This window comes from Candidatus Defluviibacterium haderslevense, assembly GCA_016712225.1.
Lineage (GTDB): Bacteria > Bacteroidota > Bacteroidia > Chitinophagales > Saprospiraceae > Vicinibacter > Vicinibacter haderslevensis.
Genome location: JADJRL010000003.1, coordinates 3,044,787 through 3,057,509 on the forward strand (window position 1 = coordinate 3,044,787; position 12,723 = coordinate 3,057,509).

Genomic DNA, 12,723 nt, shown 5'->3' on the forward strand with positions numbered 1-12,723 from the left:
TTTTTTTGAACAAACAGGTAATCATTATCAGTTCTCCGGATATTTGTATTATTTAATACATACCTTGTATGGAATTCAAATTAAGTGTATGGATGAAAATTTAGATAAAGGGCCTATTTCATTATCATTTACTGCGAATCATTGCAATTCAAGATCTGAATTGATTTCTAAATTAGAACAAGCATTATTTGAGACTTACCATATAAAAATATTAAAGGAATGGTATTGGGTCGAAAATCTGAATTTCATAATTCAAGACACCAATAAACTTTATAAAAACGCTTTAGTAAACTTAAATAATCCTAATGAATTTAAACCTGAATTTCGACGGAGCGCTGAATGGATGAATCAATTATGCGAGGGAAGAGAACCAATTTGGAATTCTGATATTTTATATGTGTTTATATCTGCGAAATATCAATACGATCCTTGGGAATCTTTCTATTTCGATACAACAATTATTAACGGACATCGTATCAAACAAAATCGATATGAAAAAATAATTCAATACAAGTCTCATAACAATGAAGTATTGAAATATGAAACAAGTATAACTTATGACTCCCTTTTTGCATCTAGAAATACACTTTACTGTACAGGAATTCCCCTTGGTATTGTCGGTGATTTTAAACAATTAAAAACGTGTATGTATCATGAATTGGGAATATGGGTTGAGTCAACTTATGAGAAGAGGTTAAAGTGCGAAATCAGGTATGTTGACTAAGTAATGAATGCTAGTAATAAATATTTTTCTAAAGTGAGTTCCGCTATAAAATTAAATTCAATTTCTAGCGACGATGACTTTTTGTTTTTATCCTAAGATAATTTTTCTTTAATGATACGAAGTGCAAGTTCGAGTTGTGAACTCATAGTCAGATTCGAATTATCGATAAGAATAGCATCAGAGGCTTGTTTCAAAGGACTATCTGCTCTGGTCGAATCGATATGATCCCTATGAATTAAGTTATCCATGATTTCTTCAAGATTTACTATGTTTCCTTTCTGGATCAATTCTTCTTGTCGTCGTTTAGCACGAATATATGGATCAGCGGTAATAAATAATTTAACATCTGCATTGGGGAATACTACAGTACCTATATCCCGGCCATCCATGACCAGTGATTGGTGATTAGCCATTTGCCGCTGTAAGTCAACCATTTTAGATCTAACTTCAGAAATCGCAGAAATTTCACTTACCCATCTGGCTACATGCAAGCTTCGAATGTCATCGCTTACATCTATATTATTTAAATAAACCTGAATAGGTAAGGTTGATGACAATCGGATATTGATAAGTTCTAATTGTTGGATAACTTGATCTTTATCCTCGGGATTAATATGATGTTGTAGGCAATGCAATGTAATGGCTCTATACATAGCACCGCTATCTACATAGAGTATATGTAAGGCTTTTGAAATATCTTTGGCCAAGGTGCTTTTACCACAAGATGAATAACCATCTATAGCAATAACAACATGTTTCTTAGAATCCAAAGCTGATGAATTGTTTTTTTGTTAAAAAAAAATCCCAATGGAATCATACCAATGGGATTTTGTCATATTTTTAATTGGATGAATTTTTTAATATTCGTCTTCATTAAATAAGAAATCATCTTTTCTAGGAAAATCCGGCCAAATATCTTCCATAGATTCATATATTTCTTCTTCATCTTCCATCTCTTGAAGATTTTCAATAACTTCAATGGGTGATCCACTCCGAATCGCATAATCGATTAACTCATCGCGAGTTGCCGGCCATGGTGCTTCCTCCAAATGATGTGCTAATTCTAACGTCCAATACATATGCTCCTAAAATTTATTTTGATTAATAATACTAACACTAAATACAAATAATACAAAAAAGTTCCAATAATTAAATTAAATAATTAACATGGCGTCTCCATAACTATAGAAACGGTATTTCTCTTTAATGGCCATTTCATAAGCATCCATGAGTAATTCATACCCGGCATAAGCTGACGCCATAATCAATAAACTTGATTTAGGTAAATGAAAATTAGTTACCATCATATTTGCGATTGAAAAATCATAGGGTGGATAAATAAATAAATTAGTCCATCCTTCAGTTGGTTTTAAATATTTAGAGGCAGTAACAGATGATTCAATGGTACGCATAGTGGTCGTACCTATGGCTATAACATTTTTACCAGCATCTTTGGTTTTATTAACCAAATCGGCCGTTTTCTCATCTATTCTAAAATATTCAGCTTCCATTTTATGTTTGGAGAGGTCTTCTACATCAATGGATCTGAAGGTACCCATACCAACGTGCATGGTCACTTCTGCAAAATTAACGCCTTTGATTTCAAGCATCTTGTAAAGCTCACGGCTAAAGTGAAGACCTGCTGTAGGAGCAGCAACAGCGCCAACTTCTTTGGCGAATACCGTTTGGTATCGTTCCGTATCACTGGCTTCAGTAGGACGTGTTATATATTTAGGTAGTGGGGTCTGGCCCAAACTGCGGATAATGCTTTGGAATGATGCTTCGTCGCCATCATGTAAGAATCTAATGGTTCGACCTCTGGAGGTTGTATTATCAACTACCTCAGCTACCAATACTTCTTTATTGTTTTTATCAAAGAAATAAAGTTTATTACCTACTCTGATTTTACGAGCTGGATCTACTAAAACATCCCATAATCCAACAGCTTTATTCAATTCACGGAGTAAAAAAACTTCTATTTTGGCACCTGTTTTTTCCTTTCGACCGTACATCCGGGCTGGAAAAACCTTAGTATTGTTAATAATCATGGCGTCACCATCATTAACATAATCAATAATATCTTTAAATATTCGGTGTTCTATTTTTCCGGTTTGGCGATTAACAACCATCAACCTGGATTCAGAACGCTCTGGTGCTGGATATTGTGCGATTAGGTTTTTTGGTAAGTTATAAACGAATTGTGATAATTTTGTGCGCATGTATTAGTTCTTCTTAAGATTTTTGCAAAAGTAATCAATTGAACACCCCAAATGCAAGTACTTTTGAAGCTATTTCAGTTAATATTATGGAAATGTTATTTATCTAATTTTGTTGTGTGTAATAGCATTTAAATTTGTAAATCAATGTAAAATCTCAAGGCATGTCAATAATCAGGCATATATTGAGGTGAATTAATAAAGGATTGTGGTATTTTTTAGAATTTTATCAGAAAGCTTACATCAAGCCAAACAACAGCTTGTAGGTAATAAACTAAGGAGTTTTTTAACTTTATTGGGTATTACTATTGGAATATTTTGTGTCATTGCTGTCTTATCAGCCGTTGATTCTTTAGAAAACAACATTCTTGAGAGTTTTGAAAAATTGGGCAATGACGTATTATATATAGATAAAATGTCCTGGCAGGAAGATCCCGGTAAAAATTATTGGAAATACTTATCGCGACCAAATCCTAGTATTCAGGATTTAACGACTATCCAGAAAAAATCCAAATTAGCGGCATATGCCTCGTTATCGGTCTTTGCACCCGGAAGAATTATAAAAGCGGGGAATAATTATGTAGAAGGAGCATACGTTTCAGGAATTACTGAGGATTATAACCAAGTCATTAAGTTAGATTTTGAGGATGGTCGATATTTTTCAAATCATGAATTTTTTATAGGGGGCAATCAAGTTATTTTGGGAAATAAATTAGCAACTTCTCTATTTCCCAATCATGATGGGGTAGGAAAGGAGGTAAAGATATTCGGACAATACTTCTCTATTGCGGGCATATTAAAGGAAGAGGGTAAGTCATTAATCAATATTATGCCAATGGATGAAGCGGTCTTCTTCCCATGGAATACTATGCGTAAACTCATCAGCATTAATCAAAATTCGACTTGGGGGACTATGCTGAATGTCAAAGCAAAACGCGGTGCGGATCTTGAAGAAATGCGTTATGAATTGGCCAGTATACTTCGGCCTTCAAGAGGTTTAAAGCCAAAGGATAATGATAATTTTGCTATTAACCAATTGACCATGTTAACCAATATCGTATCCAGTGTTTTTGGGGTGGTCAATGTAGCTGGTTTTATCATAGGCTTATTTGCAATGTTGGTTGGTGCTTTCGGGGTAGCCAATATTATGTTTGTCTCGGTAAAAGAGCGAACGCCATTAATAGGCATTAAAATGGCGATAGGCGCCAAACGCTATTATATTTTATTAGAATATTTATTGGAAGCCATTATTCTATGTATAATAGGTGGGATAGCAGGACTACTGTTGGTATGGCTCATACTCACATTAGTGACCCAACTCATGGATTTCGAAATGTTTATGTCTATTGGAAATGTGATGCTCGGACTATTACTTTCAGTTATTATTGGAATAATAGCAGGAATAGTACCGGCATATCATGCATCAAACATGGATCCAGTAGAAGCAATGCGTAAATAAATAGAAGTCTTATTTTTTGACCTTAGCTACTATTGCAGCGAACACCGTTGGATGGTGTAAAGCTAGATCAGCTAACACTTTACGATTTAAGTTGATATTGTTTTTGTGTAACATATCAATGAATCTTGAATAACTTAAATCATGAGTTCTTACTGCTGCATTTATTCTTGCAATCCACAAGCGTCTGAAGGCACGTTTTTTCTGACGTCTATGAACAAATGCATACTTCATAGCACGCTCAAGGGCGTTTTTAGCTACAGTATAAACTTTAGAACGACCGCTAAAATAACCTCTTGCGGCTTTGAGGATTTTTTTTCTTCTTTGTCTGGATGCTACTGCATTTACTGAACGAGGCATATTGTGATTTGTTTATGAACTAAAGGGTCTCCAATAAAAAGGAGCGCTTAACCTCTAGAACGGATGAAACAATGATTAAAATATTCCTAATAAGGCTTTCAACCGAGCTTGCTCTGATGGATGTGCCACGGTGCTAGTTCGATTACGGCGCTTAGCTTTTTTGCTTTTATTACGCATTAAGTGAGAGGTATTAGCTTGAAAAGTCTTGACTTTTCCAGTTCCTGTCAACTTCATTCTCTTTTTTGCCCCTGAATGGGTTTTTACCTTTGGCATGGCTTTATTTTTATAAGGGCGCAAAGATAATTAATCTTTTACACACTTTTGCATATTCATTTATGTTTTTGCAGTACCTTTTTTTGCAGTAAGGATTACATACATCCTTTTTCCTTCTAATCTAGGAAGTTCTTCGGCGGAACCATAGGGTTCTAATTCTTTCATAAATCGCAGTAAAATCAACTCGCCACGGTCTTTGAAGACTATAGCACGACCTTTAAACTGAACATAAGCTTTAATTTTAGCCCCTTCTTCAAGGAATTTGATTCCATGTTTTACTTTGAATTCAAAATCATGGTCATCTGTATTTGGGCCAAAACGTATTTCTTTAATAACGACTTTAGCCGTTTTCGCTTTAATTTCTTTCTCTTTCTTACGTTTTAAGTAAAGAAATTTGTTAAAATCTGTTATTTTGCAGACCGGAGGATCGGATTTAGCTGTAATTTCTACTAAGTCCATACCCAAATCGAAAGCCCACTTTATAGCGGTCTGGGTATCAACAATACCTGCTTCAACGGGTTTTCCAACTAAAGTACTAATTTCATCAAAATTATCACCAACGAGTCTTATGGAGTGGTTACGGATTTGATCATTAATTCGAAACTGGCTTCTTAATTCGTCCAGGTAGGATGGTTTTTTTCTAATATTCAAATTATGGTTTTTATTATTAACGCCTGCAAATTTAATCGCTATGTCGCATAAATCTAAAAAAGATTTCTAAGATTTTTTCGCAGTACCTACTTTAGTTGCTAGAATGATGTTGATTCCGTCTTTTGATTCGTTCATTACAGCTTTCAGTTTACTACCTGCAGGTGGATTTTCCTGTAAGATAAATTCAGCTAGTGGATCTTCTAAGTATTTTTGAACCGCACGGTGCAAAGGGCGAGCTCCAAATTGTGGGTCAAAACCTTTATCAGCTAAGAAATCAACAGCGTCATCATTGAGGATTAACTCAAACCCCATTTGATCGATTCTTTTCAAAAGGGAGGCTACTACAATTTGGATAATTTGTAGCATATCTTTTTTCTCAAGATTATTAAACACCAGGACGTCATCTATTCGATTTAGAAATTCCGGTGAAAACGTTTTCTTGAGTGCATTTTGGATAACACCTTTAGCATGATCATCGGCATGTTCCATTCTCGTTTGGGTAGCAAAACCTACTCCCTGACCAAAATCCTTAAGCTGACGAGCTCCGATATTGGAGGTCATAATTATGATCGTATTTTTAAAATCTACTTTTCGTCCTAAACCATCCGTTAATAATCCTTCATCTAAAACCTGTAAAAGGATATTATATACATCCGGATGTGCTTTCTCAATTTCATCCAATAGAATTACAGCATATGGCTTACGTCTTACTTTCTCAGTCAATTGTCCACCTTCTTCGTAGCCAACATATCCCGGAGGAGCTCCTATTAAACGTGATACTGTGAATTTTTCCATATATTCACTCATATCTAATCGGACCAATGCATCTTCAGAGTCAAACAAGAATCTTGACAAAGCTTTAGCCATTTCCGTTTTTCCTACACCCGTAGGCCCCAGGAATATAAATGAACCTATGGGCTTTTTAGGGTCTTTTAAACCAACCCGATTCCGTTGAATAGCCTTGGTAATTTTAGATATGATTTCATCCTGACCAATGATAGATTTCTTGAGTTGGTCACCCATATTGACCAATTTTATACTTTCACTTTGGGCTACTTTTTTAACAGGAATGCCCGTCATCATGGCCACTACTTCTGCTATATCTTCTTCATTAACCGGGAATCGGGTAGACTTAGCTTCATCATCCCACTCTTGCTTAGCCTGTTCCAGTTTCTTTTGAAGTTTAGATTCAATATCCCGTAGATCGGCTGCTTTTTCATATTGCTGGCTTTTTACCGCGATATTTTTTTGCTCTTTGATACTATCTATCTGTGCTTCAATTTCCTCAATATGTTTGGGAACATGGATGTTTTTTAAATGGACTCTTGCTCCAACTTCATCCAAAACATCTATAGCTTTATCCGGTAAAAATCGATCAGAAATATATCGGTCACTCAATTTTACACAAGCTTTAATGGCCTCATCAGAGTAGGTAACGGAATGAAATTCCTCGTATTTTGACTTGATATTGTGTAGAATCTGATACGCTTCCTCCACACTTGGTGGGTTGATCATGACTTTTTGAAATCTTCGATCTAAAGCACCATCTTTCTCAATATGTTGTCTGTATTCATCTAATGTAGATGCGCCAATACACTGCAATTCACCCCTGGCTAATGCAGGTTTGAAAATATTTGAGGCATCCAAGGAACCTGTTGCGCCACCAGCACCAATGATGGTATGAATTTCATCAATAAACAAGATCACGTCTCTTGATTTTTCCAATTCATTCATGATGGCTTTAATTCGTTCTTCGAATTGTCCTCTATACTTGGTTCCCGCTACAAGTGCAGCCAAATCCAACATAACAATTCGTTTATTGAATAGGGTCCTTGAGACTTTTTTTAGCATGATTCTTAAGGCTAATCCCTCAACAATGGCTGTTTTACCTACTCCCGGTTCACCAATTAAAATGGGATTATTTTTCTTTCTCCTACTCAATATCTGAGAAACCCGCTCAATTTCTTCTTCTCGCCCGATAATTGGGTCTAATTTTCCCTCTTCTGCAAGGCGGGTTACATCACGACCATAATTATCCAAAACAGGCGTGGTAGACTTGGTATTTGGCTTTTTAGAATAGGTTGAACTTGAGCTTTGTTCTTCATCAAAAGATTCAGAATCACTGGACGATGATGTAATTTCAGGGATGTCTTCAATATTGGAGTGTTGTGAGATATAATCTAACTCAGATCTATAGGCTTCATAATCAACATGAAATTGATCCAATATCACACAAGCTAGATTATCATGATGTTTTAATATGGACAATAGTAGATGCTCAGGATAAATTTCATCCTCCTTACTTATTTTAGCTTCAAGATAAGTGAATTTTAGTACCTTTTCTGCCTGTTTATTCAAGGGAAGATTCCCAACCTGAAAAGCGGCTTCTTCACCTTTTTTAACCGGAATAGCCTCTTCGATGCGTTCTTTTAATAGATTTAAGTCAATCTTAAGTGATTTTAATACTGAAATGGCTACGGTATCCTTTTCAGCAATCATGCCTAAAAGTATATGTTCAGTACCGATATAATCGTGGCCCAAGCGCAATGCTTCTTCGCGGCTATTGGACAACACTTTTTTGACTTTTTGAGAAAACCTTTTATTCATTTTAAAATTTAGAAGGGTTCGTAATAATAATTTTTTTTATCCAATAAAGTTCAAAAAACTTAATCAAACTCAAAGTCTTTAATGGCAAAGTTTAACAATAAAGTACATTTTGATACTATTAGTTCAAAGAATCGCTTTAAAGTTTATTACTTTTGCTTTCCCAAAATTAATACTTTTTTGGTTTTTGGAAACAAAATAGTTAGTAAATTAATAAATAAATAACTAATTAGTAATATTTTAAATATTTGATTTAGAAATATATTTCATGAAATATCAGATAGACAAACAAGAACGCTACTCCATTTTTAGCTTGGAAGAGGCCAATTTAAACTCGATTATTGCCCCACAATTGAAATCTGAGTTTGTTTTCTTTAGAAATGAGGGTGTAAGAAATCTTATTTTCGATTTAAAGGATGTCGATTATATTGATTCAAGCGGATTGAGTTCAATATTAACAGCCAATCGTATTTGGAAAGATTATGGTGCGTTTGTACTGGTTAATATGAATAGTGAAAGTGTAAAAAAACTAATAGAAATTTCGAAGTTAGACAGTATACTTACTATAATTCCCACCATTGAAGAAGCCGTAGAATACGTTCACATGGAAGATCTAGAACGGGAATTAAATGAGGAAGAAGAATAGTAGAACTTTTGAATTGTTAATTTTGGGGAGTAGTTCTGCAATGCCCTCAGCAGACAGATTTCCAAGTGCTCAAGTCCTTAATATTCAAGAAGAGTTATTCCTTATCGATTGTGGTGAGGCTACACAAAACAGATTGTTCGAGCATAGAACCCACTGGAACAGAATAACGTATATTTTAATTTCTCACATGCATGGCGACCATGTTTTTGGATTGCCGGGCTTAATAACAACCTTCTGCCATTTAGGAAGGCAAGAACCTTTAATTTTGGTCGGACCTGAGGGATTGGAAGAATTTCTGAATGCCTCCATACAATATAGTCATTCACATTTGACTTTTGAAATTAAGTATATTAAAGTCAATCATTTGAATACCGAGTGTATTTTTGATGATGGAGAATTGGTCATACAAACCATCCCATTAAACCATCGCGTGCCAACTGTGGGTTATCTCTTCAAATTAAATATGATAACCCGGAAACTTAATTTGGATAAAATGGAATCGTTATCTATCCCTGTTCATGAATTCAAAAAAATTACTCAAGGTGAAGATATTTCAGATAAAGAAGGTACCGTATACCATGCAGAAGATTTATCATCTGTTGAATCCTGGCATTGTTCCTATGCCTATTGTAGTGATACAAAATACAATGAAGCAATAATACCCTTGATTGATCAAGTTGATGTACTGTATCATGAAACAACCTACTTAAATGAATTGGCTGATAAAGCTGAAGCTACCGGACATGCTACAGCTTATCAAGCTGCAACTTTAGCGTTGAAAGCTCGTGTTGGAGCCTTGGTGACGGGTCATTATTCATCAAGATATAAATCATTGTATCCATTATTGGAAGAATGCAAAACCATTTTTGAGAACACGATACTAGGAAAAGAAGGATTAAAAATTGATATTGCTGAATTAAAAAAAAACATCCAAATTAAAAACTTGAAATAAGTTCTGGTCAATCAGATAATTCATAATTTTTTGTTATATATGAAACCAAAGAAGCAAGTAAAAAGTGAATTCATTCCGCAAACCCATACAAGTGTTCAATCCTCATTCATTGATTCAAAAAACTATTGGTGGTTTGTTGGAATTGCATTATTATTAACTTCTGTTGCTTATTTTCCAAATCTATTTGCTGATTTTGTAACCTGGGACGATGGTGATTATGTCATGGACAATGAGATCATTCGAAATTTTGATCACTTTAGTAAATTTTTTACAACTTCCATTCAAGGAAATTATCATCCGATCACCATGATCAGTTTAGCCATTAATTATGCTATTTCAGGAGATGATGCTTCCTCATATCACTTATTCAATATCATCTTTCATTTGATCAATGTAGTTTTAGTATTTAAATTCATTTGTATACTCACTAAGGATAATTATTTCATCGCTTTTTTTACCGCTTTGTTTTTTGGGATTCACCCTTTGCATGTTGAGTCTGTGGCCTGGGTATCCGAGCGCAAAGATGTATTGTATACACTCTTTTTCTTAATGGGTTTGATGAGTTATATTAAATTATTGGATACAGGGAATAAAAAATATTATTGGATTACCTTTCTTTGGTTTATTCTTTCATTGGCTTCAAAACCTGCTGCTATTATTTTTCCAGTTGCTTTATTTACTTTAGATTATGTAAGAAGCAGAACATGGTCTATGAAATGGATTTATGAAAAAATTCCATTTTTCCTATGTGCTGCCTTCATGGTTTATTTGACTTTGCATGCTCAAAAAACTGCAGGAGCTACGGACACTTCGAATTACTTTAATATTAGTAAACGAATATTATTTGCATCGTACGGACATATGATGTATATAGTTAAAATGATTTGGCCTTTTAATTTAGCTACATTTTACCCCTTTCCACCAATCAATGAGAACTTATCGAAAATTTATTTTTTTGCACCATTTTTTACATTAGGTATAGCTTATTTGTGTTGGAAGGGATGGAAAGAGAATAGATCTTTTAGTTTTGGAATTTTATTTTTTACAGTTAATCTATTGTTAGTGTTGCAATTTTTTATTGTTGGTAGTGCTATCATTGCCGATCGATATACCTATATACCATACATCGGATTATTTTTTAGTATAGGGTGGTGGTTGGATTCCAGATGGGTTCAAAATCAAAAGTTTCTGCTTATAGGTATAATGCTCATTGCCATTTTCTTTACATATCTAAGTAATCAACAAGTAAGAACATGGAATAATACAGCAGCTCTATGGGACGGAGCAATAAAAAATTATCCCAGTGCAAAAGCCTATACCAATAGAGCCTATATTCATCAGTTGAAAGGTGAATATGATAAAGCTTTATTGTATTATGACAAGTCCATTAAGTATAATGTAACAGATCCGGAAGTCTACGCCAATAAAGGTTCTATTTATTATGCACAGGATAAAGACAGTCTGGCATTGTATGAATACAATCGGGCTCTAGCCATCAATCCCAATCATTTAGAATCCTTAAATGGACGAGGATCTGTATACGGAAAATTCAATAAATCAGATTTAGCCATTGCGGATTTTAGTCTTGCTATTACTAAAGATCCTACCTATCAATTGAGCTATAAAAATAGGGCAGCTGCATACGTTTTAATAAAGCGATATGATGATGCGATTAATGACTACAAAAAATTTCTTGAAATGAATCCTGAGGATATTGAAGCCATGGTGAATATGGGCGCTGTATATTTAAATAAAGGTGACATTAATTCTTCAGTGGATATGTGTAAAAAAGCCATTCAAAAAGATCCAAAATTCATTAAGGCTTATATCAATATTGGAGGGGCTTATTCTAATTCTAAGGATTACTCGAATGCGTTATTGTATTTAAACAAAGCATTTGAATTAGATTCTACAAATGAAGAAAATTTAAAATTCTTAAGTTTGACTTATGTGAGTATGGGGAATATGAATAAAGCACTTTCATATTATGCCATTTCACAAAGGAATAATAAAGCAAAGTAAATCTTACAAAGGTTCTTTTTTTAAAAAAAAATTTTGAAACAATCAATAAAATAAATCAACCTAGATTTTATAACTTAATGATTGAATTTTTAGTTAAATCACGTCCATTTCTAACAGATAATACATAACTTCCTGGAGGCCAATTTTTCGTTTCTATTTTTAAAATATAATTAGACTTTTCCATTTGAATAGAACCAGATGTATATATTTTTCCAGTAATATCAGTGCATTGGTAGGTAAGCATTTCAGGATTAGTTGTGGCAATATTGGCATAGAAAAGTTCTGTAAATGGATTCGGAGAAATTGACGTTTGAATGTTTTCATGATCTGCAATTTCATTAACTTGAGTAAGGTTCAATTTCTCTGCCGAGAAGCGAATTTCAGCAAGACCATAACATGAATCTCTTCCAAAATTAGAAACAGCAGTTAGCAAAATAAATTTAGCATCCGGAATGGTTACATTCAACCAGTCCATACCTTCATAACGATTGGTTCCGGTGGCTTTTTCTATATCCAGTATACCTATGGTTTTCCAAACAATACTGTCTTTGGAATAGTCCACTTTAACTTCTTTCATGCCCCAATCCAAATGAGATGGATCATTTGAATTCCATATTTTAAGTTTATCAATTTTGTAGCGATTGCCTAGGTCATACAGCAACCAATGACCTGCAGTATTACTTGGATTGGGTGATGTTTTTGAATGACAAGACACCCATCCATCAAACCAATTGGTAGAATGTCGGTCAGGATAACATTGAGCAGAAAGTAAGTATGAGCTCATCATTAAGATAGAAATATAAATTAATTTCATGGTTA

13 protein-coding genes are annotated in these 12,723 nt (G+C 34.3%); 5 read left to right on the plus strand and 8 right to left on the minus strand.

Features of this window, described 5'->3' with window-relative positions:
* Positions 1-88 precede the first annotated feature (88 nt).
* Positions 89-724 carry a hypothetical protein gene (locus IPK88_11820; protein MBK8244104.1) on the plus strand — a complete coding sequence of 212 codons (636 nt, stop codon included), beginning with the start codon at positions 89-91 and terminating at the stop codon, positions 722-724.
* Positions 725-816: 92 nt separating this feature from the next.
* Here the strand turns inward: IPK88_11820 and IPK88_11825 are convergent, their stop codons facing one another.
* The 3 genes from IPK88_11825 to queA form a co-directional block, all read right to left on the minus strand.
* The gene (locus IPK88_11825; GenBank protein ID MBK8244105.1) at positions 817-1,494 is read right to left on the minus strand and encodes a (d)CMP kinase; all 678 of its coding nucleotides are present in this window, start codon (positions 1,492-1,494) and stop codon (positions 817-819) included.
* Between the two features lie 87 nt (positions 1,495-1,581).
* Complete coding sequence (locus IPK88_11830; protein ID MBK8244106.1) at positions 1,582-1,803, minus strand: DUF2795 domain-containing protein; 222 nt, start codon at positions 1,801-1,803, stop codon at positions 1,582-1,584.
* Between the two features lie 75 nt (positions 1,804-1,878).
* A complete protein-coding gene (gene queA / locus IPK88_11835) occupies positions 1,879-2,943 on the minus strand; it encodes a tRNA preQ1(34) S-adenosylmethionine ribosyltransferase-isomerase QueA (GenBank protein ID MBK8244107.1) in 1,065 nt (354 codons plus the stop codon).
* Positions 2,944-3,148: 205 nt separating this feature from the next.
* Here queA and IPK88_11840 point away from each other — a divergent pair, with 205 nt between their 5' ends.
* Complete coding sequence (locus IPK88_11840) at positions 3,149-4,399, plus strand: ABC transporter permease (GenBank protein MBK8244108.1); 1,251 nt, start codon at positions 3,149-3,151, stop codon at positions 4,397-4,399.
* A gap of 9 nt (positions 4,400-4,408) precedes the next feature.
* Here the strand turns inward: IPK88_11840 and rplT are convergent, their stop codons facing one another.
* The 4 genes from rplT to IPK88_11860 all read right to left on the minus strand — a co-directional run bounded on the left by rplT (position 4,409) and on the right by IPK88_11860 (position 8,287).
* Positions 4,409-4,756: a 50S ribosomal protein L20 gene (gene rplT / locus IPK88_11845; GenBank protein ID MBK8244109.1), complete on the minus strand. Its 348-nt coding sequence runs from the start codon at positions 4,754-4,756 to the stop codon at positions 4,409-4,411.
* A gap of 75 nt (positions 4,757-4,831) precedes the next feature.
* On the minus strand, positions 4,832-5,029 hold the full coding sequence (rpmI, locus tag IPK88_11850) for a 50S ribosomal protein L35 (GenBank protein ID MBK8244110.1): 198 nt from the start codon (positions 5,027-5,029) through the stop codon (positions 4,832-4,834).
* Between the two features lie 60 nt (positions 5,030-5,089).
* Entirely contained in the window at positions 5,090-5,674 is a 585-nt protein-coding gene (locus IPK88_11855) for a translation initiation factor IF-3 (protein MBK8244111.1), read from the minus strand.
* 72 nt (positions 5,675-5,746) lie between these two features.
* Positions 5,747-8,287, minus strand: a complete 2,541-nt coding sequence (locus IPK88_11860) for an ATP-dependent Clp protease ATP-binding subunit (protein MBK8244112.1) — start codon at positions 8,285-8,287, stop codon at positions 5,747-5,749.
* Positions 8,288-8,552: 265 nt separating this feature from the next.
* Between IPK88_11860 and IPK88_11865 the strand changes: the two genes are divergently transcribed.
* Genes IPK88_11865 through IPK88_11875 form a run of 3 tightly spaced genes read left to right on the plus strand, consistent with a single transcriptional unit; the run spans position 8,553 to position 11,904 of the window.
* Positions 8,553-8,930 carry an STAS domain-containing protein gene (locus IPK88_11865; GenBank protein ID MBK8244113.1) on the plus strand — a complete coding sequence of 126 codons (378 nt, stop codon included), beginning with the start codon at positions 8,553-8,555 and terminating at the stop codon, positions 8,928-8,930.
* Complete coding sequence (locus tag IPK88_11870; GenBank protein ID MBK8244114.1) at positions 8,914-9,882, plus strand: ribonuclease Z; 969 nt, start codon at positions 8,914-8,916, stop codon at positions 9,880-9,882. Before IPK88_11865 ends, IPK88_11870 begins: the two co-directional genes overlap by 17 nt.
* Positions 9,883-9,921: 39 nt before the next feature.
* Complete coding sequence (locus tag IPK88_11875) at positions 9,922-11,904, plus strand: tetratricopeptide repeat protein (GenBank protein MBK8244115.1); 1,983 nt, start codon at positions 9,922-9,924, stop codon at positions 11,902-11,904.
* 67 nt (positions 11,905-11,971) lie between these two features.
* Here the strand turns inward: IPK88_11875 and IPK88_11880 are convergent, their stop codons facing one another.
* Positions 11,972-12,718 carry a discoidin domain-containing protein gene (locus IPK88_11880; GenBank protein MBK8244116.1) on the minus strand — a complete coding sequence of 249 codons (747 nt, stop codon included), beginning with the start codon at positions 12,716-12,718 and terminating at the stop codon, positions 11,972-11,974.
* Between the last annotated feature and the right edge of the window lie 5 nt (positions 12,719-12,723).